Origin of the sequence: Acinetobacter sp. WCHAc010052, assembly GCF_002165295.2 — a bacterium.
In the GTDB taxonomy this organism is placed as follows: Bacteria; Pseudomonadota; Gammaproteobacteria; order Pseudomonadales; family Moraxellaceae; genus Acinetobacter; species Acinetobacter chinensis.
The window spans coordinates 2217193-2239178 of the sequence record NZ_CP032143.1 but is presented as its reverse complement, the minus strand read 5'-3'; the positions used below and the strand labels follow the sequence as shown (position 1 = coordinate 2239178).

Genomic DNA, 21986 nt, shown 5'->3' with positions numbered 1-21986 from the left:
CATTTAAAAATTCAAACATTTTGCTGTTTATTCACTCGATAAAGAGCTAAACAGGCGTGACATTAAAGAGAGAGCCAATCCAGCTGGCAAATGCCATGGCAAGAATGCCCCATAGGGTGACTCTTGCACTGCCTCTGAAAATGGATGTTCCTGCAAAATAGCTAGACAGACCACCCAGTGTTGCTAAGGACAGTATGCCAACAATCATAACAACCGTGGAAATATACTGATCTGGACTGAGCAGTATAGAGCACATTGGAAACAGTGCGCCCAGTGAAAATGCAAGTGCTGAGGAGCCTGCTGCCTGAACAGGATTTGCAGCAGTATTTTCATGTATGCCTATCTCATCACGGGCATGTGCTTCAAGTGCATCCTTGGCTGTCAGCTGAACAGCAACCTCATGTGCCAGTTCTGGAGTTAAGCCACGCAGGGTATAAATATGGGTCAGTTCTTTGAGTTCATGCCCAGGATTTTTTTCAAGTTCGCGGGCTTCCATATGCAGGTCTGCTTTTTCAATATCGACCTGTGACTTTACAGAAATGTATTCTCCTGCTGCCATGGAAGTTGCACCGGAAATTAATCCCGCAATGCAGGTGACCAGCAGGGTATGAGTGGATGCACCACTGGCAGCCATCCCCATGATTAAACTGGTGACTGAAATAATGCCATCATTAGCTCCCAGTACAGCTGCACGTAACCATCCGGTACGGTGGATATAATGCTTTTCCTGATGGTGGGAGTAACTCATTGTAAAGCTGTCCTTTATAACGAAGTCTGGTGATGACTGTTTGTGTGATGATCTGTTTTCAGGCAGGATGCAGACTTAAAGCTGCATCAGAAATATTATTAAAAATAATACAGTTATTCGTTCAATTAAGCTATGGCGAAGTGTTTTTGATTCTGGTGTCCCAGTTGAATATTAAAAAAGAAAAATAATCCGTTATCGGCAGGCAGGATTCAGCAGGCAATAAAAAGCCTCCATCCCAGGATGAAGGCTTTTTATATTATTGCTGAGCTTTTTCTTTTACATCTGCAGCACCCTGTTCAACTGCAGCAGCAGTTGCAGCGGTTGCATTTTTCGCAGCATCAGTTGCATGTGCAGCAGCATTTTCAGCATGAGCCGCGGCATTGTCAGCAGCCTGAACCGCTGAGTCAGCAGCATTATCAACAGCTGTTGCAGTTGCATTGGCAGCATCAGCAGTTGCATTTTTCACATCTTCACCAGCTTGTGTAGCAGCATTTTCAAGATGCTCACCTGTAGTTGCACCCGTTTCAGGCGCTTTGTCTTTATTACAGCCTACAAGAGCAACGGTGGCAGCCAGACTTAAAGCAATAAGTAGTTTATTCATTTTCATTTTCCTTTTATTTTCATCTCCACAGTATGCGGATATATGGAATATAACGGAAAAAATGAACAGAAAAAGATCAAAAATTGTTAATGAAATGTAATTTTTAGATTAAAAAAGAATGCCGTATGTCTGTACTTCACATGACTTAAATTTTTGTATTGCTTTCCTGAATATCGCTATGGAGCTTAGGTTATATATCTGTGATTGAGAATGAAGCGGTGAATATTTCATGAATTTTTTGGGTGGATGATGGATGTATCCGCTTTTCCTGATCAGTGGTCTGTCCAGATGAATATTATTTCAGTTCATTATTTAGATAAATAAAAAAGAATAAATAATCCCTGTATAGGATGATTTTTTAACCTGTTTCAGGTGGTTTGATCATTTCAACTGGTTCTATAAGATAATTATCACTGATAAATATAGAAAAATTCTTGTTAGTAGGAAAGTATGATATTTGAACATTAAAATTTTACTTATATAAAAAAACGATTAATTACAAAAGTTAACAATTCATCAGGCATCAAGTTTTCAGCGGAAAAATGCCGTAAATTTATTGATTGGTATAAATATATAATAAATATTAGATATTTAATAAAATCAGTGTACATTGCATTTGTTCATATTTATGTGAACTTAATCATTATTTTTTAAAAAATTGAGTTTCTTAAGTGATTTTTCAGCAATATAAAATTGCCTTTGGGGGAACAATGGGAGCAGGTAAGTCTGCTGCCATTAAAGTGTTATCCGATATTGATGTGGTTTCAACAGAAGCACGTAATACAGACGTTGAATCACATACTAAATATCTGACAACGGTTGGAATTGATTATGGGGAAATTTGCCTCGAAGATGGTATCAAAATAGGTCTGTATGGCACGCCAGGTCAGGACAGATTTAATTTTATGTGGTCCATTGTGTGTAAAGGGGCTTTGGGCACAGTCATTTTAATTGATCATTCACGGACTGAGCGTTTACAGGATCTTGAGTTTTATCTCGATGCATTCAGAGCTTATGGCAATAATATTGTCATTGGAATCACTCATCTGGATGAAAAGGATGATCAGGTTCTGAAAATATATCGTGACTGGATGCTGATTCGTGATCTGCATTTTCCTCTGTATGCAGTGGATGCCCGTAATCGGGATGATGTTTTGCTCATGATTGAAACCCTGATTGCATCAGTTGAGATCAATACTCAGTTCGGGCAGAAGTCCGCAGGAGTTTAAAATGAATTTAATGGAATCACGCCAGGTCCCAGAACATATTTCCAGGCTCGGAAAAGAGCATCTGACTGAACTGTTGAATTCAGTCAGTGGTATTAATTTTGTCATGCTGTGTACGTCAGATGGTTTTGAGCTTGCACTGGCTACGAAAAAAAACCTTGAAAATACAGGGAAAATTGCAGCTGTCAGCAGCTCAATTTTAGCCATGGTTTCTGCTTTTATTGCAGAAATCAGTCTGTCTGGATGTAATACCATCACCCTTGATGCAGACAATGGCAAGGTTGTACTGACAGCGGTGGATCATCCTCAGTATCCCATGGCGATGGTTGCCAGTGCGTCAACAGATGTTCTGATTGGGCAGTTGTTGTTTTATATGAAAAAGGAAGCTGAATTGCTTTCCCGCATTAAATAATTCAGCATCCAGCAGATATGCTGAACGCCAATAGCTATGGTTGAAAAATGAAACATATTTTGAATATTGCGGTATTCGGTTTAAGTTTGAGTATTCAGGATCAGTTTAAAATTTCCATTAAATCTGCATTGCCTGCTGGTGTGCAGGTGTACTGGGCAGGTCTGTCTGAGCCAAATATTGATCTGTTTTTAATTAATGAAGCTTTTTATGACTCACATAATATTCAGAAGATTATAGAGCAGCAGAAACCTGTGGTTTTTAAACTGGTCAGAAGTAATGAGTCCGGTGGTCAGTTGCAAGGGGATACTTTATTTTATCCCATACTCCAGACGGATGATCTGAGAGCAGCATTACAGTCGCTGTTTTTTGATTATGAACCTGTTTCAAGGCAGGTATCAAGCCTAGAGATTTTACAGGGAGAAAAAGGGATTCAGGGGCTGGAAAATGTTTTCCATGAAATTTTTCTGCCCAGAAATGGCTATATTCAGCTTTTTGATACCTATGGTCCAATTGCGCTGGTGGACTGTATGACAGAGCGGGTCTGGCCTGTTCAGGAACACAATGGTCGCTCACTGAATATGACTTTGAACCAGTCTTATGCAACTGGACAACAGGTGCTTGATATTACCCGTAATCAGCATGCTCAGGATCTGAAAATATGGTTGTGGCAGATGTTAATGCAGTCTTCAGAAATACGCCTGAATGAAATTCCTTTAAGTGAGAGTTTCAGACTGGAAATGTGGCCACAATTTGAAAAAGGACTGCAACGCCGCGAACTGCTGAAAATCGCGAGCTGTTTTTCGCTGGGTGCAAATCTCAAAGATGTGCATCAGGCTTTAAATCTTTCAGCAGAGCGGGTTGGCAGATTTGTGGCAGTTGCGCAGCTTTTGAATATGGGGAAAAGCATTCGCGCAGAAGACGCAAAATTTCGGGTATCAGCTGAAAAGAATTCAGCTGAGGAACATCATGCAATTCGCAGCTTTTTTGGCAAATTGCGTAAAAAACTTGGACTTTAAGTTTTTATATAACATTGATTATGCTCTAGGAGAAAAATATGGCACGTATAACACTGGATACGCTCAGTTCAATTGACGGTTTTGTTGCAGCAGCACTGATTGACAGTGACAGTGGTCTTGCACTTGCTACTCAGGGGAGTGGAATTGATCTGGAGCTTGCAGCAGCAGGGAATACTGAAGTTGTCCGTTCAAAGCGTAAAGTAGCAAAAGCACTTCAGCTGGATGACAATATCGAAGACATTCTGATCACACTGGGTAAGCAGTACCATCTGATCCGTCCACTTGATACAAATGAAGCACTGTTCCTGTATCTGGTACTTGACCGTTCAAAATCAAACCTGGCAATGGCTCGGTATGAGCTGAAAGCTTTCGAAAAAGAACTTGATTTTTCTTAAGTTAAAAACCGCCGTAAGGCAGTTTTTTTATGATTGAATGTTATAGTGACAGAATGGTCTTAAAGGAAACGATGCATGATCGCTCAGGGTATTTATCAGCACTATAAGGGGAAACTGTATCAGGTTTTTCATGTCGCCACTCACAGTGAAACAGAAGAAAAACTGGTGGTTTATCAGTGTCTGTATGGTGATTACTCGATGTGGGTCAGACCATTGCAGATGTTCGCTGAAACTGTACAGCTTGAAAATGGTGAAGTGGTTCCCCGTTTCAGATTGATTCAGAAGACCTGAAAGCTGTCACAGGAATGACCCTTTGATTTTGCATAATAATGAATCAATGTTGAATATGGCATGGAGTTGTTTATGAGTTTAAGTCCTGAATTTACTCAGCGTGTAAATGAGCTTTATCAAAGTTTTATTCAGTTTGATGCAACACAGTCTGACCGGATAAAGCGTTATCGGAATATTGAAACTGAATCGGCTCAGTACCTAGCGATGCTGATCCGTATTCAACAGTCTAAAAAAATACTCGAAATAGGTACATCGACTGGATATTCAACGCTGTGGCTTGCAGATGCTGCTCTTGTTACGGGTGCTAAAGTCACAACACTGGAGATTGATCCAGACAGAACAGCTCAGGCAAAAAGCTATGCTGAAGAGTTGAATGTGGGTCAGGTGATTGATTTCTGGACTGGCGATGCCAAAGATTATCTTGAATCCAGTACAGAGCAGTACGATCTGATTTTACTGGACGCAGAGCGTCATACCTATATGGATTACTGGCCTTTTCTGAAAAATATGATCAGTCATTCAGGGGCGGTGCTTATCGTGGATAATGTGATTTCACATGCTGCAGAAGTTAAAAACTTTATCTGTGAAGTGAAACAGAACAGATCGTTTATGACAGCAACTTTGCCGATTGGCGCAGGACTGTTCATGGTGACGTATACCGAATAGTCTGTATAAGAATCAGGGAATATTCCCCTGATTCTGTTCAATGAAAACGAAAAGATTTATTCAATCGTAATGCGGTTAAAGTGCAGGTTATATTCTAAATATTTATGAATAAAGGCTGTTTTATCACTACAGCGGAGTAAGTTGTCATAAATGAATTCGGGCACTGGATGATACAGCTCACCAGAACCATTATTATAAAAAATTTTTAAATACCGTGAAGTCGTACTGTATTTCCAGGATGTCACAGTTAACGCTGTTCCCATAAGCAACCCCCTTATTTTTTTGATTATTTTACAGAAAATCATTTTCTGCATGCTTTGAAATTAGTTGATTTACATGCGGGACAGTGTTGCAGATTTGTAATTTATCACATTGATTTTTAACTATGTATATCCAGTTTTTGCATATTGTATAAGAGGGTGGAAAGTAAAAGGGATTTCTGGCTGAGACAGTCTGCTGAGGTGATCAGTAAAATTGCTTATATCTCAGTCTGGTTTTAATCAGTCCTTTTTATTTGCTGGATTTTTCCTGTTGTTTTTAATTAAAAACACTGACTGGACTATATGCTTTTCAGTAGTGTAACGGTTTATGAGTCTGAAACTCATATATTGAAAAAATATATGATAAATATGATGTTCTGTTTCTGGTCTGATATCACTTATAAAAGGTTAGAGTATGAAAATTAATGAATTGTTTTCCCTGACGGATAAAGTCGCAATCGTGACCGGCGGTGCGGATGGAATAGGTAAAGCGACTGCATTACTTCTGGCTGAAGCTGGAGCGACGGTTGTTATTGCGGATCTGAATCTGGAAAAAGCACAACAACTTGTGGATGAGCTGGAAAAAAATGGTCAGAAATCTCTGGCTGTGAAATGTAATATTTTAGAAGATCAAAGCCTGGTTGATCTAGTGGATTTAACGGTCAGTACTTTTGGTACCGTGAATATCCTGATCAATAATGCAGGTGGTGGCGGTGGTGGGCGTGAAAATCCATTTAAAATCAGTGTCGATGATATTAAGCGGGATTTTGATTTAAATGTATTCAGTGGCTGGCGTCTGGGTCAGTTGTGCGCACCGCATATGAAAAAATCAGGTTATGGTTCAATTGTGTTCACATCTTCCATGTCCAGTAAAAATGCTTCTCCGAATATGAGCGGATACGGTGGATCAAAAGCAGCAGTGAATCATATGGTTGCAAACCTGGCGTTTGATTTTGGACCTGAAATCAGAGTCAATGCCGTTGGACCGGGGGCAACCCGTACCGTTGCTCTGGCCAGTGTGCTGACACCTGAAATAGAAAAGAAAATGCTGGAACATACACCGATTAAACGTTTAGGTACTGCAGAAGATATTGCAGGTGCAATGCTGTATTTTGCTTCGCCAGTGTCGTCCTGGGTCAGTGGGCAGACGATTTTTGTGAACGGTGGAGGTGTTCAGACTCTGGATTAGTGGCATACATTCAGTCATCTGAAAACTGATATAAAAAAACCACGCTGAAAAGCGTGGTTTTTCAATCAGTATGATCTAATTATAAAATTAGATTTTACCAACTAAGTCGATTGAAGGAGCAAGAGTTGCATCGCCTTCTTTCCATTTAGCAGGACATACTTCACCTGGGTGAGCGTGTACATACTGAGCTGCTTTAACTTTACGAAGAAGTTCCTGAGCATCACGACCGATACCACCAGCGTTGATTTCAACGATCTGGATTTTACCTTCTGGATCGATAACGAAAGTACCACGGTCAGCAAGACCAGCAGATTCGATCAGAACGTCAAAGTTTTTAGCAAGAGTCCAGTTTGCATCACCAACCATTACATACTGGATTTTTTTGATTTCTTCAGAAGAATCATGCCAAGCTTTGTGAGTGAAGTGAGTGTCTGTAGAAACAGAGTAGATTTCAACGCCTAATTTCTGGAATTCAGCATAGTTGTCTGCAAGGTCACCAAGCTCAGTTGGGCAAACAAAAGTGAAGTCAGCAGGATAGAAGAAAACAACAGACCATTTGCCTTTAAGATCAGCTTCAGTAACTTCGATGAACTGACCGTTCTGGAATGCAGTAGTGCTGAATGGTTTAACTTCAGTATTAATTAAGCTCATCATTATCTCCATGATTGAGGTTTGTATTTAATTTCCAATAGGGTATCGAACTTTTTGTTATTGCTGAAATGGTATTTTTACATTAACAGTATCGGAAAAACCGAATTGTGAAATGTATCAACTTTCAGCACTGACAGATTATTCTGTCCATTTAGCATCAGAATTATGATGTCTGAATGACAGAAGCATCTGTTGTTCGACCTGATAAAGAACATGATGCCTTTGGTCTTAAAATTCAAGGGTAAAATGCAAAAAAGTTAAAATTAAACAAAATGCATGTTCTTCCGCTCAGGGGGATTACAGCGTAAAATAGGTCGTTTCAGTATTTGATCAGGTATGAATTCTGTGCAGTGTGATTTAAATGTAGATAAGCTCGTTATGGTGCGTGATCGCCATCGTTTAAATCGTCTCAGAAAATCTACCGATGAAAACAGCGAGCAGTATCAGGCGCTGTTTGAAAAATCCAGTCATCAGGTCAAAAAAAGATTCGCAAGTTTACCGACCATAAAGCTGAATCAGGATTTGCCCGTCACTCAGTATGCAGACAGGCTGATTGAGGCGATCCAGCAGAATCAGGTCATTATCGTTGCCGGTGAAACGGGTTCGGGTAAAACGACTCAGCTGCCTCAGATTGCCATGCTTGCAGGGCGTGGTCTGACGGGACTGATTGGTCATACTCAGCCACGCCGTCTTGCTGCCAGAAGTGTGTCAAAGCGGATTGCAGAGGAAGTGGGAGAAAAACTCGGAGAGTCCATTTCATTTAAAGTCCGTTTTAATGAGCAGGGTTCAAATGATTCCATCGTGCGTCTGATGACGGACGGAATTCTGCTGGCTGAACTGGTCAATGACCGTTATTTATTAAAATATGACACCATTATTATTGATGAGGCGCACGAGCGTTCCTTAAATATTGATTTTATTATGGGGTATCTGAAACAGTTGCTGCCGCGTCGTAAGGATCTGAAAGTGATCATTACCTCTGCAACACTGGATGTGAACCGTTTCAGTCAGTATTTCAATGATGCCCCTGTTTTCGAAGTTGAAGGGCGCAGTTACCCCGTAGAAGTCCGTTACCGTCCGATCTCTGAGCTGAGCATTGGTGGCAGTGATGACGATGAGTTTGATGATTTTGAAGAAAATCTGCCACGGGCTGTTGTTTCAGCGGTGGAGGAATGTTTTCACGATGCACAGAGTAAAGGTCATCCTGAACATGCAGATATTCTGGTTTTTGCCAGTACTGAACAGGAAATTCGGGAACTCCAGGAAACCTTACAGAAATTTGGTCCCCGTCATACTGAAGTGCTGCCTTTATATGCACGACTGGCGCTGTCCGAACAGGAAAAAATATTTAATCCATCAGGTGGTGGACGACGGATTATTATTGCAACAAACGTCGCTGAAACAGCACTGACAGTGCCGAATATCCGCTATGTGATTGACAGTGGATTTGCCCGTATATCCCGATATAACTATCGTTCCAGGGTTCAGCGTTTACCGATTGAAGCGGTTTCTCAGGCAGCAGCGAATCAGCGTAAAGGACGTTGTGGACGTATTGCTCCTGGTGTCTGTATCCGTCTGTACAGTGAGGAAGATTTTCAGAGTCGTCCTGAATTTACAGAACCTGAAATTAAACGAACCAACCTGGCATCGGTTATTTTACAGATGGCAAGCCTGGGGTTGGGTACGCTTGAAGACTTTGATTTCATTGAGCCACCTGATCACAGACTGGTGAACGATGGTCGGAAACTGCTGGTTGAACTTGGCGCGATTCACGATGAATCAGCATCAAAAAACCAGGAACCAAATTTAGAAAAACCTGCTCATTTACCCTCTAAAAAAGGCAATAAGGGCGATTTATCTAAAGGCGAACTCACCCGCATTGGTCAGCAGATGGCAAAAATGCCGATTGACCCACGACTGGCAAGGATGATTATAGGTGGCGCACATTTTGGTGTGCTGAATGAAATCCTGATTATTGTTGCGGCGCTGGCCGTTCAGGACCCACGGGAAAGACCTGCTGATAAACAGATGCAGGCAGATCAGAAGCATGCACTGTTCCGTGAAGCAGATTCTGACTTTCTGTTTTATTTAAAACTGTGGGAAACCTTGCACGAAAACCGTGAAACCATGAGCGAAAACAAACGTAGGAATTTTGCTAAACAGCATTTTCTGAGTTGGCTTCGACTTCGTGAATGGAAAAAAACACATGAACAGCTGCTTGATCTGGCTCAGGGCTTGAAACTTTCATTCAATGAAAAGAAAGCAAGTTATGAAAATCTGCACAGAGCATTGCTGACAGGGTTGCTGTCTTTTATTGCCAATAAAACGGATGAGCGAAATGTCTTTATGGCTGTCCGTCAGCAAAAAGCCCGTATTTTTCCTGCATCCACTCTGCATAAAACCAATACGCCGTGGGTGATGGCTTTTGAAATGGTTGAGACCTCTCAGGTTTATCTGCGGACCATGGCAAAAATTGAACCTGAATGGATTTTACTGGCGGCACCGGATTTATTAAAACATCATTATTTTGAGCCGCACTGGTCGAAAAAACCTGGCGTGGTCAATGCCTATGATCAGATATCACTGTTTGGTCTGATTATTGAACCAAAAAGAAAAATTAATTATGAAAAAGTGGATCAGGCTACTGCTCATGAAATTTTCCTCAGAGATGCGCTGACCACGGGAAACCTTGGAACCACACCTGCATTTTTAAAGCATAACCTGCTGAAACTTGAAGAAGTGGAGCGGGTAGAAGACAAGTTACGCCGGCGTGATCTGGTTGTGGATGAAGAAACAATTTATCAGTTTTATGCGGCAAAAGTTCCTGAAGAAATTGCAAGCCGTCGCAGTTTTGAGGACTGGCGCGCAACCACAGAAGCAAAAAATCCCCGATATTTGTATGTCGATGATGACGCTTTATGGATGAATGACCGTCCGACTACACAGCAGTTTCCAGACTGGTTACGAAATGGTGAGTTGAGACTGGCAGCAACCTACCGTTTCGATCCAGCACATGATGAAGACGGAGCTACGGTGACTGTTCCTGTTCAGGCTTTAGCTCAGCTGGATGAAAATATCTGGTCATGGGGGATTCCAGGCTGGCGTCAGGATCTGATTGAGGCATTACTGAAAACGCTGCCTAAAGATAAACGCCGTAATCTGGTTCCTGTTCCAGATACTGCCCGCAGGTTGATCAAAGCTGTGGATGCTCAGCATCTGAATCAGCATATTTTCAGTTATCTGGCTTTTCAGCTTCGTGGTGAGCAGATTTCTGAAAAAGATTTCTCCTTTGAACGGGTTGAACAGTATCTGTTGCCTTTTATTAAGGTTGTGGATGCAAAAGGGCACATAATTGAAAAAGGGCGTGACCCATCTGAGTTAAAAGCCCGTTGCCGGACAGAAACACACAGTCCTGTCAAACAGCTGAAAGGTGAATTTCAGACGTTCCCTGAGCAGTTTACTTTTGAAGCATCGCATGAAGTGACCGGTGTGATGGTCAAGCAGTATCAGGCGCTTGTTCCAGTGAAAGCATTCAGAAAACTGGAGACGAAAGATGAGTCAGGTATTGTCATTCAGACTTTCAATGACCGGGAAGAAGCGATCCGTCAGCACAGAGAAGGGGTGATCAGGCTGGTACACATGCAGCTTGGTGATCTGATCCGACAGTTAAAGAAACAGATTTCAAAACAGCTGGCACTGGCATATTCGCCACTGGGTGATAAAGCACAGCTGGAACAGATTTTAATTTATGCAACATTGCAGATGTCTGTACAGAAACTGCCGGTAAATGCTGCTGAATTTACAGCACTGGTGGGCGAGGTGAAAAAGACCTATCTGTCTCATGGACAGGAAGCCTTAAAAACCATCAGTGAGATATTTATTCAGTGGCAGGAAATCCGTCAGCAGCTGTTGATGCTGAATCAGGATGTATTTGGTCGAAATATGGATGATATTGAGGATCAGCTTGATCTGATGAGTCTTGCAGATTTTGCCTATACCCGTCAGATTGATATCTGGCAGGAATATCCGCGATATCTGAAAGCGGTACTGTTGCGTCTGGACCGATTACCGAATAATCTGAAGCGTGATGACGCTGCGATTAAAGAAGTGGATTCATGGATGGATAAGCTGTTTAAGTTCAAAAATGATCCAAAATTAAAAGACTTATATTTCATGGTGGAAGAACTGAGAATTTCCCTGTTTTCTCAGCCAATGAAAACAAAGATGCCAATTTCCCCAACCAGACTGCAAAAGGTATGGGAAAAGCTTGGAATCGGTTAAAATAGATTTAATTGTTATGAATTAACCTGGCAGGTAAAAGGAGTTTTACATGGGCATCCGTATTACAGGTACTGGTCTATACCATCCTGAAGAAGTGATTACCAATGAAGAATTGGTACAAAGTTTAAATGCTTATGTGGAACAGTTTAACAGCGAAAATGCTGAAAAAATTGAAGCGGGTGAAATAGAAGCCCGCCGTGGTTCAAGCGCCGAATTTATTGAAAAGGCATCAGGCGTACAGCGTCGTTATGTCATTGAAAAAACAGGTATCCTTGACCCACAGCGTCTGCGTCCACGTCTTGCTGAACGTTCTGATGATGAACTCTCCATTCAGGCTGAATGGGGTGTGATAGCAGCAAAACAGGCGATGGAAAATGCAGGTGTGACTGCAGAAGATATAGATGTTGTGATTCTTGCCTGTTCAAACATGCAGCGCGCTTATCCTGCGGTTGCTGTTGAAATCCAGACTGAGCTTGGTATTCAGGGCTATGCATACGATATGAATGTCGCTTGTTCTGCTGCAACTTTCGGTCTTAAACAGGCTTATGATGCAGTAAAAACAGGTGCACGCCGTGTTTTACTGGTCAATGTTGAAATTACATCAGGTCACACAGACTACCGCTCACGTGACTGTCACTTTATTTTTGGTGATGTGGCAACAGCCTCGATTATTGAAGAAACAGAAACCAAAGCAGGTTTTGAAATTCTGGATACGAAGTTATTTACCCAGTTCTCAAACAACATCCGTAATAACTTCGGTTTCCTGAACGGTTCTGAGCTGACTTCACGTGATGATAAGCAGTTCCGTCAGGATGGCCGTAAAGTCTTTAAGGAAGTCTGTCCGCTCGTTGCTAAAATGATTACAGCACAGCTTGAAAAAAATCAGATTCAGCCTGAACAGGTGAAACGCTTCTGGTTGCATCAGGCAAATGCGAACATGAATGAACTGATTCTGAAACTGGTGGTGGGTAAACAGGCTGCCGAAGCTGATCCTGCACTGGTTCCAATTATTCTGGATGAGTTTGCCAATACATCTTCTGCAGGTGTGATCATTGCACTGCACCGCACAGCCGATCAGGTCAATGATGGTGAATATGGTGTCCTGTGTTCATTTGGTGCTGGTTATTCGGTTGGTTCCATTCTTGTACAGAAGCATGTAGTTTAAAAATAGTATTTGCTTACACAAGTGGTTACGCAATGAAAAGTTCCCTCTCCTTTTTAAGGAGAGGGTTAGGGAGAGGATTTTATTTAATAAGCCGCCTCATCCTAGCCTTCTCCCTGAGCCATATATGGCGCAAGAGAAGGAACTTTCATTATCGACAAGAATTGAATGATGAAATTTATAATTGATTGTTTTTTAGGGATACAACATGACCCAAAAAGAATTAAAAATTCAGCACAATTCAAAAATTATAAAAATGATCAGTGTTTTACAACGCTATTATTTCCGACCAGTTTTTCTGGGTACAGAGCTTTTACAGCCTGACCGTCCCGCGATGTATGTCGGTAATCACAAGGTATATGGTGTACTTGATTCACCTGTACTTATAGATTATCTGTTTACGGAACATAAAATTGCGGTTGTCAGCCTGGCAGACCATATTCATTTTCGCATTCCGCTTTGGCGTGAAATGGTGAAAAAAGTGGGTGGTATAGACGGTGTTCAGGAATATGCCCGTCAGGCGATGAAACAGGGATATTCCATTCTGGTTTTTCCAGGTGGTGGGCGTGAGGTGATTAAACGTAAAGGTGAGGAATACCAGCTGATCTGGAAAGAGCGTTACGGTTTTCTTAAACTTGCTCAGGAATATGAGTACGATATTACTCCGTTTGCAGCACTGGGTGGAGATGAAGCATTTGATCTGAAATATGATGTCAATGCACTGCTTCAGAAAAAATGGTTTCAGAAATTACTGAGTTATCCAGAAGTTGGTCGTTTATTGCGTCAGGGTGAAATGATTCCGTCCATTCCTGGAAATATCATTCCGAAACGGATTCCTTTTTATTTTAAGTTTCTTCCCCGAAAAAGCCTGATGCATGTACAGGATCTGAATGGATTGCAGCAGTTACGCAGTCGGATTCAGCTGGATATATATACGGGGCTTGAAGATTTAAAAACCTATAGAGCACAGCATCATCCTGAGTTTCAGCGCTGAGTCAGGTTGTGTTCAGCCTGTAGCTGCTTCAGTGCTTTGGCTATATTCAGTGTGTGAGTTTTATCACCCTGTAACTCAAGGACTTTTGTTTCAACCCGCCACAAGTATTCAAATATATCTGAGCTTTCAGCATTTTCACAAAGTAATTCAAAAATTCTGGGCAAATATTCTTCATATTCATCGCGCATGAATGGTCTGTTTTTAATCCCCAGTGGGTCCCATTCTTTAAGCAGAATGCGGTTGATGGCATGCAGCAACATGGCATCCTGGCAATGTCTGGAGTTCATATTCAGTCCCCTTGTTCAGTATAATTTTTCTTTGGACAGAAATAAGTGCTGCCCGGATTTATTGTTTATGTATTTTTTTAAAGCCGATATTCTAGCATTGAGTATGGCTGAATGTATAAAATAATGATGTGTGGCAATGACTTGACATGCACGATCGACGAAAAATAAATAAGTGGATAAATGTTTTGCGGTTCATATAATCAAGGTGATACAGATCACAAAACTGGACAGGGATAAAATGGCGAAAGATTTTCACAGTGAACAGGTGGTGGATGGTTATGATGATCATATCCGGAAACTGATTCCAGGATATGAGCAGGTACATGCTCAGGTGACCGCAATTCTGGAAACTGAACTGCAGATTTCTGATGTTCATATTCTGATTGTGGGCTGTGGTACAGGCTATGAACTGTCTTTACTGTTAAAACAGCACCCTGAATGGAGATATACCGCGATTGATCCATCATTGACCATGATCAATAAAGCGCGGGAGCGTCTAAGTGGTGTGACTGGAGCAGAGCAGGTCAGTTTTTTGCAGGGTGATACTTCCGTTTTAAATGAGCTGATGCATTCGGCGCAGTTTGATGCTGCTTTAGTCATCCTGGTGGCTCATTTTGTTCCAGAAACTTCAAAAGAACAGTTCTTTAAGGATATCTATACTGTACTGAAACCACAGGCGGTTTTGCTGACTTATGATCTGATGAAAACGGAACGCAGTACAGATTTAAAAATATTGCAGAATTTTTGCTGTAAAAATGGACTGACTCAGGTGCAGAGTCAGAAAATGCTTGAACGGCTTCAACATGATTTTGAATTAATCAGTGCTGAGCACTATGTCACAGTGCTTAAAACATGCGGTTTCAGAACCGTATCTTCCTATACTCAGTTTCTGAGTTACACTGGATTCAGGGCAGATAAATAAATTCTGTACGGTTTTGAATCTAAAAAATGCGACCGATGACAGAATTACAGGTCGCATCCTCAGCTTAGAATTTCTTTTCCACAGAAAGCAGAACGCTTGGTATCGCCTGGTTTGTGCGGGATTCAAACAGACTGCCATCAACCGTACTGTTCAGACGTTCCTTATAATCTGTGCTTAAAATATTGCGGGCACTCAGCGTTGTAGCCCATCCATCGGCAAAACGTCGGGTTGCGCTGATATCAATATTGAAGCGCTCGTTGCTGGAACGGATATAGGACTGATTATCCAGTTTGCGGCTGAATGCCGGCACATAATTCAGATTGATGGCGGTTGAAAGCTTCCACGGCTGATAATTATAAGATAATCCTGTGCTTGCGGTATAAGGTGCAACATCACTCACCAGTCGTTCAGTATGATTATCTTCTTCAATTTTCGCCCGCACAGTTGAAAGCTGTCCATTCAGCATAAAGGAATGTCCTTTTTCTGTCTGTTTCAGAGCATAGCGACCAGAAAGTTCAACGCCATAAGTGGTGGCATTGTTCTGATTCTGAGGGCGTTCGACAAAACGGGAACCTTCCTGCTGAATGACTTTTTCAATGTAGTCATCTATTTCCCGATGAAAAGCTGTGAAATTGACACCTCCTGAAGCAGTGTTGAACCCCAGTGTGGACTCTACAGCGGTAATTTTTTCAGGCTTTAGATAAGGATTGCCACCGCGGTCAGGATTGTTCAGGCTGCCGGCATCTGAACTGGTTGAAACCGACACGGTCGGTAACAGATTATCTGTTTTTGGGCTTTTAAATGCCTGACTGATATTGGTCTGAATGGACCACTGATCTGTCAGATCAAATCTGTGTGCCAGTACGGGGCTTAACTGCTGATCACTGTAATCGACCAGTCCGGAGCGGTTCAGCCATTCCTGACGGGCACCCAGGGTAATGGTTTGGCGATCACTGAATTTCCAGCTGCCTTCTGCGTATAAGGCGTAGCGTTGTTCGTCCAGGGTGTCAGCTACATTGCTGTCCAGTTCACTGGTTCTGCTGTCCGCACCAAATTTAAACTGGAGTCGATCATTCAGTTTACGGACACCGTCATAAGCAAGTCCGTATTCATCAATGCTTTCATCAATAATGGATGAATAATTTACTGAGCGGGTTTTTTCTGTTTCATTCTGGTTTTCAGCAGAGAAACGGATTTTGTCTGAACCTGTTTTGTCTTTGCGCTCGTAACGGGTATTCAGGCGGATACTGTCATTGGTATCATGCTGTAGCTGCGTATTTTGCGTACTGTCATTTTTACTGTTCCGATAAAACAGTTCAGCAACCAGTTTCTGCTGGTCATCCAGTTCATATTCAAGGCGAGGGGACAGCATAAATGAGTCCCGTTCACTCACTCGCTTCTGCTGCTGGTTTTGTCCCTGGCTGAGTGTTTCCGAAACTGAAACCGAATCATTCCACATCTGATTGGCTGAAATACTGTAGAGCCACGGACCAGTACGACCATCTGCCTGTACACTCAGGTTTTTACGTTCTTCTTCTTTCTGATCAGATTCTGCAAAACCATAACCGACTTTAACCGTACCGTTTAAACCTGCATCATCAAGGGGTTCTTTTAAAATAATATTGATAACAGCAGAAGATGCGACGGAAGCATGGGCAACGCTGGGTTGCTTCGTGATTTCAATACGTTCAATCATTTCGGGTGTCAGGGTATCCACAATGGACATACCACCACGGGGTCCGCCCTGGACAGCTTCACCATTGATCAGGAAAACAGGCGCACCACCTCCACGAAAACGCATACCGGATGCCCCACTGTTACCACGTGGACCCTGACCAGGCGATGGCATCTGAAAGCCGGCTGCCCGTCGCAGTGCATCATTCACAGACTGATCACCGTACTGAAGCATTTCCTCGCGGGTAACAACAGTTTTGGCTATAGCGCTGATATCTGGGTCTTTGGGAGTGGTTGCCTGAGCTGTGAATTTGAGCGTTTTCAGTTGAGCAGCTTCAGTTTTAGCAGGGTCAGTGGCTGTATTTTGTACTTGTGTATCTGAAATATTATCATCTGCTGTTACAGACATGCTGACAGCCACAATCGCTAAACTTAAGGTGCTTAACTTCCATGAAGAAATACGCTTCATTTTTACCCATCCAGGTATGTAATTTTGCGTAAGCATAAACCACAATTATGGAGAAAATTTGCGGGAAACAGCAAAACTGAATTTATTTTTATTCAGCCATGAGGGGGATGGGAGCACTGTTTTTTATGAAAAGCCCGTTCAGATCAGGAGAGTTTATCAGGAATCATCAATGCCTGATTTACATAAAGACGGATCAGACGTTCCCGTGAACCGATGGATTTCTGATAATGCGTAGAGTTCAGTAACAGGGAAGCACCGTAAGTGACCGTCCATATATAGGACAGGTAATCACGGATGGACATGATACTGTTCAAAGACTTCAGATGTTCTCCAAACATGTCACGTATTTCCAGAATTCGGGCTTCACGAACCTGATAAAGCTCTTCAAAAAGTTCATTCAGTTTCTTTTCGTTATTGGTCAGACGCTCTTCAATCACATGCAGCAGAATAGTACGGTTGGAATTCAGCATGTTGTACAGCATGTACTGGGAGACATAGGTTTTGATGTCATCGTTATGCTTTCTTGAAATTTCCAGCAGGCGACGTTCATTTAAAATGATCAGTTCCAGATACAGCTGATTTTTACTTTTAAAGTGCTTGTAAATGGTTCCTTTTGCGATATCCAGCTCAGATGCCAGTTCACCCAGGGTGATATCCTGGTTATTGTCCAGTAACAGCGTTTCAGCCATAGTTAAAATTTTCTCTTTACGGATCAGAAAATTTTGCTGGCGTACTGAATTCATTTCAAAGTTCCAAAGCAGACCACAGAAAACCTGACCAGTTTAAGTCAGAATGACAAAATAAAAAATAGCACATTGGTCGTGCAGAAAAAGTGCTCAGACCATGATTGATACGTGATAAATAACAGAAAACACAGGGCAAAATAAAAGTCAAGAAATGTGAACCAGTGAGGTCAGGAAAATGGAATAAAATTCCAATTTGAGAAAAATTATTTTATTGTCTTTTTGCTCATAACAGAGGTGTTCAGCATCAGTCATGTAAAAAACACGCTGTCAGAAAAGCAAATGTGGAATGATTTTAAATATCAGATTTTACGGTTCAGATCTGAAAAAGGAATAGTCTTTTATTTGTCAGAACAACCATTGAATGGTCAGTGAATCCAGAAGTTACTGGATCATTCGGACTTCACTTCGATCATTGAAATGAAATCGATTGTCCCAGGTTTTAGAAAGCGTCTGTTCAGAATAATGGGCATATTGCGCAGTGGACAAAACCACTTCTGAAGAGTGAGCAACGAACAGTTAAAAACCAGCTTTGCTGCCAGCAAAGTGATATCAAGGAATACATATATGCCGATTTATAATGCGCCTTTAAAAGATATGGACTTCATTTTGAATGATGTGTTCCATGCTGAAAAATTCTGGCAGAACAATGAAAATCTGGCGCATCTGGACATGGCAACTGCAAATGCAATTTTGGAAGAAATGGCGAAATTTTCGAAAAATGTCATTCTGGATTTAAACCGCTCAGCAGATGAAGACGGCGGTGCGCAGTTCAACCAAGGTGTGGTGACAACGCCTAAAGGTTTTAAAGAAGCATTTCAGCAGTTTGCAGATGGTGGTTGGGTCGGTTTAGGCGCAAATGAATCCTTTGGCGGTCAGGGCATGCCCAAAATGCTGACAGTGCTTGCCGATGAAATGATCTGGAGTACCAATCCATCATTTATGCTGTATCCACTTTTGACTGTGGGCGCAGGCATGGCGATTGACCAAGCTGCATCAGAAGAACAGAAAGCAACCTATTTACCAAAATTCTATACAGGTGAATGGTCAGGAACAATGTGCCTGACTGAGCCACATTCTGGAACTGATCTAGGCATTATCAAAACCAAAGCTGAGCCAAATGCAGATGGTTCTTATAACATCACGGGAACAAAAATCTTTATTACCAGTGGTGAGCATGATCTTTGTGAAAATATTATTCACCTTGTTTTAGCGAAAACGCCTGATGCCCCTGCAGGTTCACGTGGTATTTCACTGTTTATCGTGCCGAAATTTTTAGTCAATAACGACGGCTCTTTGGGTGAGCGTAATACCTTAGGTGCTGGTTCGATTGAACATAAAATGGGTATTAAAGGTTCAGCAACTTGTGTGATGAATTTTGATGCAGCCAAAGGTTTCCTTGTTGGTAAGGAAAATCAAGGTCTGGCTGCGATGTTTATCATGATGAACTATGAGCGTTTGTCGATGGGTATTCAGGGTATTGGTGCATCAGAATACGCTTATCAAAATGCAGCACAATATGCGACAGATCGTTTACAGGGGCGTTCAGCGACTGGTGTGAAATCTCCAGAAAAGCCTGCGGATTCAATCTTGGTTCATGGTGATGTGCGCCGTATGTTGTTGAATGTACGTGCCAATAATGAAGCATCCCGTGCATTTGCCGTCTATGTCGGTCAGCAACTGGATATTACTAAGTTCTCGAATGATGCTGAAGCGGTGCGTAAGGCTAATGATCGTGTCGCGTTATTAACACCGATTGCCAAAGCTTATTTAACGGATAAGGCTTTGGATTCTGCACTGGAAGCGCAAATGTGTTTCGGTGGTCATGGTTATATCCGTGAATGGGGCATGGAACAGTGTATTCGTGACTTACGTATTTCACAGATTTACGAAGGTACCAATGGCGTTCAGGCGATTGATCTGATTGGTCGTAAAACCATTAAGTCGAATGGTACTTTTATTGCGGAATATATTGCGGAGATCCGTGAGTTTGCAGCGTCTATGGATGATGCTTTAAGCATTAAAGCGGCAACTTTGGATGTGTGTCATCAGGTTGAAGCATTGACGCAGTTTATTATTGCACAAGCGAAGTCTAATCCTGATTTCTCGAATGCTGTGGCAGTAGATTATTTACATGCTGTTGGTTTGTTGAGCTTCACGTATATGTTTGCACGTATTGCGCAGGCAGCTCAGGCGAAACCTGAAAGTTTCTATCAGAATAAGTTGGTTCTGGCGCAGTATTATGTGGCGAAGGTGCTTCCTGATCTGGCTGCACGTGTTCAGCGTATTCAGGCGGGGGCTGAGTTGGTGATGCAGTTGCCTGAGGATTATTTTACAGCGCAGGCTTGATGAGTTTTTAGCTGAAGTATGTGCTGGGTGGATTATAAAATTTGTAATGAGAGTTCCTTCTCTTGCGCCATATATGGTTCAGGGAGAAGGTTAGGATGAGGGGGGATTTTACATAAATATACCTCTCCCTAGCCCTCTCCTGAAAGGAGAGGGAACATCATTACCAATGTAATGCATTCATCAGTGTTTACAGAAATTTATTCAAACATGATTCAAGATGAATTATGGACAGTTTTGAGTCAGTCTGCTGACTCAAAATTCACAACAAGATTGAAAATAGATGGAACAGGTAGATAACAATGATCGTGATTGTAGAAGCAGTACGTACCGCAATGGGCGGTTTTCAGGGTGCATTATCGGCATGTACAGCACCTGACTTAGGTGCAGTGGCAATTAAAGAAGCAGTTGCACGTGCAGATTTACAACCAACCGATATTGATGAAGTGATTTTTGGCTGCGTACTTCCTGCGGGATTAAAGCAAGGTCCTGCACGTCAGGCGATGCGTCAGGCGGGTTTGCCTGATACCACAGGTGCAACCACAATCAATAAGATTTGTGGTTCGGGTATGAAAGCGGTGATGCAGGCAGCCGATGCAATCAAAGCAGGTTCTGCAAATATCGTCGTTGCAGGTGGTATGGAGTCAATGTCCAATGCACCGTATTTACTCGATAAAGCACGTGCAGGCTATCGCATGGGACATGGTAAAGTCACAGATCACATGTTTCAGGAAGGTCTGGAAGATGCTGAAACCGGTTTGTCGATGGGAATCCTTGCACAGGAAATGGCAGATAAAAAAGGCTATACCCGTGAACAGCAGGATGCATATGCAATCAGCTCTTTAAACAAAGCGGTTGAAGCAGTGAATAATGGCTATTTCAAAGCGGAAATCGTACCTGTTACCGTATCATCTCGTAAAGGTGATGTGGTTGTTGAACAGGATGAACAACCTTTAAATGCCAAAGCAGACAAAATTCCAACTTTACGTCCTGCATTTAAAAAAGACGGCACAATCACTGCTGCCAATGCGAGCTCTATTTCTGATGGTGCATCAGCACTTGTTGTGACTTCAGAAGAAATTGCAGCAGAGCGTGGCTTAAAACCGCTAGCCAAAGTTGTGGCATACGCAACCAATTCACAGCATCCATCTGAGTTCACGATTGCACCTGTAGGCGCAATTGACAAAGTGTTGAAGCAAACAGGTTGGGCGGTTGAAGATGTTGATCTTTGGGAAGTGAACGAAGCCTTTGCTATGGTGGCGATGCTCGCAATTGACGGCTTTAATTTAGACCCTGCGAAAGTCAATATCAATGGTGGGGCATGTGCGCTCGGTCATCCACTCGGATCGTCTGGTTCTCGTATTATCGTGACGTTGATTCATGCTCTAAAACGCACAGGCGGTAAAAAGGGTATCGCATCATTGTGTATCGGTGGCGGTGAAGCGACTGCGATTGCTGTAGAACTGATTTAATTTTTAAATATGCTGATTGAACCATTGGGTACAGCCGCAGAGTGTGAATGTATGTTCAACATACGACGCGCAGGCAATGTCTTACTTTTCAAAGATGAAAAGTAACAAAAATCTTTTGTTGAGCAAGCAGTACGTCCCTGTATTGTTGCTCAACGGTGGCATCCATGCCACCTCACAGTAA

At 42.1% G+C, this 21986-nt stretch carries 20 protein-coding genes; 13 read left to right on the top strand and 7 right to left on the bottom strand.

The genetic code is table 11. The features are described from left to right. Window positions 1–46: 46 nt before the first annotated feature. On the bottom strand, window positions 47–748 hold the full coding sequence (locus CDG61_RS11150; protein ID WP_087512517.1) for a VIT1/CCC1 transporter family protein: 702 nt from the start codon (window positions 746–748) through the stop codon (window positions 47–49). Between the two features lie 256 nt (window positions 749–1004). Continuing rightward, window positions 1005–1349 (bottom strand): hypothetical protein, encoded by a 345-nt coding sequence (locus CDG61_RS11145; protein ID WP_087512518.1) that lies wholly within the window; start codon window positions 1347–1349, stop codon window positions 1005–1007. Between the two features lie 671 nt (window positions 1350–2020). Between CDG61_RS11145 and CDG61_RS11140 the strand changes: the two genes are divergently transcribed. From CDG61_RS11140 to CDG61_RS11115, 6 genes are all read left to right on the top strand, one after another. Next, window positions 2021–2578, top strand: a complete 558-nt coding sequence (locus CDG61_RS11140; RefSeq protein ID WP_087512519.1) for a GTP-binding protein — start codon at window positions 2021–2023, stop codon at window positions 2576–2578. Window position 2579: 1 nt separating this feature from the next. Next, window positions 2580–2987, top strand: a complete 408-nt coding sequence (locus CDG61_RS11135; protein ID WP_394357212.1) for a roadblock/LC7 domain-containing protein — start codon at window positions 2580–2582, stop codon at window positions 2985–2987. A 47-nt stretch (window positions 2988–3034) separates the two neighbouring features. Further along, window positions 3035–4003, top strand: coding sequence for a hypothetical protein (locus tag CDG61_RS11130; RefSeq protein ID WP_087549214.1), 969 nt, complete (start codon window positions 3035–3037; stop codon window positions 4001–4003). A gap of 38 nt (window positions 4004–4041) precedes the next feature. Next, window positions 4042–4398, top strand: coding sequence for a hypothetical protein (locus CDG61_RS11125; RefSeq protein ID WP_087512521.1), 357 nt, complete (start codon window positions 4042–4044; stop codon window positions 4396–4398). A 75-nt stretch (window positions 4399–4473) separates the two neighbouring features. Continuing rightward, window positions 4474–4689 (top strand): DUF1653 domain-containing protein, encoded by a 216-nt coding sequence (locus tag CDG61_RS11120; protein WP_087512522.1) that lies wholly within the window; start codon window positions 4474–4476, stop codon window positions 4687–4689. A gap of 72 nt (window positions 4690–4761) precedes the next feature. Beyond that, window positions 4762–5355 carry an O-methyltransferase gene (locus CDG61_RS11115; protein WP_087549213.1) on the top strand — a complete coding sequence of 198 codons (594 nt, stop codon included), beginning with the start codon at window positions 4762–4764 and terminating at the stop codon, window positions 5353–5355. 56 nt (window positions 5356–5411) lie between these two features. On the opposite strand, the gene CDG61_RS11110 is transcribed toward CDG61_RS11115, so the two are convergent. Further along, window positions 5412–5618 (bottom strand): KTSC domain-containing protein, encoded by a 207-nt coding sequence (locus tag CDG61_RS11110; RefSeq protein ID WP_087512524.1) that lies wholly within the window; start codon window positions 5616–5618, stop codon window positions 5412–5414. Window positions 5619–6030: 412 nt separating this feature from the next. Between CDG61_RS11110 and CDG61_RS11105 the strand changes: the two genes are divergently transcribed. After that, the gene (locus CDG61_RS11105) at window positions 6031–6804 is read left to right on the top strand and encodes a glucose 1-dehydrogenase (RefSeq protein ID WP_087549212.1); all 774 of its coding nucleotides are present in this window, start codon (window positions 6031–6033) and stop codon (window positions 6802–6804) included. A gap of 87 nt (window positions 6805–6891) precedes the next feature. On the opposite strand, the gene ahpC is transcribed toward CDG61_RS11105, so the two are convergent. After that, window positions 6892–7455, bottom strand: coding sequence for an alkyl hydroperoxide reductase subunit C (ahpC, locus tag CDG61_RS11100; RefSeq protein WP_087512526.1), 564 nt, complete (start codon window positions 7453–7455; stop codon window positions 6892–6894). Window positions 7456–7800: 345 nt separating this feature from the next. On the opposite strand from ahpC, the gene hrpA reads away from it, so the two are divergent. The 3 genes from hrpA to CDG61_RS11085 all read left to right on the top strand — a co-directional run bounded on the left by hrpA (window position 7801) and on the right by CDG61_RS11085 (window position 13892). Next, window positions 7801–11736, top strand: a complete 3936-nt coding sequence (gene hrpA, locus CDG61_RS11095) for an ATP-dependent RNA helicase HrpA (protein ID WP_087549621.1) — start codon at window positions 7801–7803, stop codon at window positions 11734–11736. Between the two features lie 49 nt (window positions 11737–11785). Then, window positions 11786–12901 (top strand): beta-ketoacyl-ACP synthase III, encoded by a 1116-nt coding sequence (locus tag CDG61_RS11090; RefSeq protein ID WP_087549211.1) that lies wholly within the window; start codon window positions 11786–11788, stop codon window positions 12899–12901. A 205-nt stretch (window positions 12902–13106) separates the two neighbouring features. Next, on the top strand, window positions 13107–13892 hold the full coding sequence (locus CDG61_RS11085; protein ID WP_087549210.1) for a lysophospholipid acyltransferase family protein: 786 nt from the start codon (window positions 13107–13109) through the stop codon (window positions 13890–13892). Here CDG61_RS11085 and CDG61_RS11080 read toward each other — a convergent pair. Next, on the bottom strand, window positions 13883–14179 hold the full coding sequence (locus CDG61_RS11080; RefSeq protein ID WP_087549209.1) for a hypothetical protein: 297 nt from the start codon (window positions 14177–14179) through the stop codon (window positions 13883–13885). The genes CDG61_RS11085 and CDG61_RS11080 overlap by 10 nt on opposite strands. Window positions 14180–14417: 238 nt before the next feature. On the opposite strand from CDG61_RS11080, the gene CDG61_RS11075 reads away from it, so the two are divergent. Continuing rightward, window positions 14418–15101: a class I SAM-dependent methyltransferase gene (locus CDG61_RS11075; RefSeq protein WP_087549208.1), complete on the top strand. Its 684-nt coding sequence runs from the start codon at window positions 14418–14420 to the stop codon at window positions 15099–15101. Between the two features lie 64 nt (window positions 15102–15165). On the opposite strand, the gene CDG61_RS11070 is transcribed toward CDG61_RS11075, so the two are convergent. Both CDG61_RS11070 and CDG61_RS11065 read right to left on the bottom strand, forming a co-directional pair. Then, complete coding sequence (locus tag CDG61_RS11070; RefSeq protein ID WP_087549207.1) at window positions 15166–17244, bottom strand: TonB-dependent receptor plug domain-containing protein; 2079 nt, start codon at window positions 17242–17244, stop codon at window positions 15166–15168. A gap of 143 nt (window positions 17245–17387) precedes the next feature. Beyond that, window positions 17388–17987, bottom strand: a complete 600-nt coding sequence (locus CDG61_RS11065) for a TetR/AcrR family transcriptional regulator (RefSeq protein ID WP_087512532.1) — start codon at window positions 17985–17987, stop codon at window positions 17388–17390. A gap of 567 nt (window positions 17988–18554) precedes the next feature. Here CDG61_RS11065 and CDG61_RS11060 point away from each other — a divergent pair. After that, complete coding sequence (locus CDG61_RS11060) at window positions 18555–20336, top strand: acyl-CoA dehydrogenase C-terminal domain-containing protein (protein ID WP_087549206.1); 1782 nt, start codon at window positions 18555–18557, stop codon at window positions 20334–20336. Between the two features lie 293 nt (window positions 20337–20629). Beyond that, window positions 20630–21805, top strand: a complete 1176-nt coding sequence (locus tag CDG61_RS11055; RefSeq protein ID WP_171405640.1) for a thiolase family protein — start codon at window positions 20630–20632, stop codon at window positions 21803–21805. The last annotated feature ends 181 nt before the right edge of the window (window positions 21806–21986 follow it).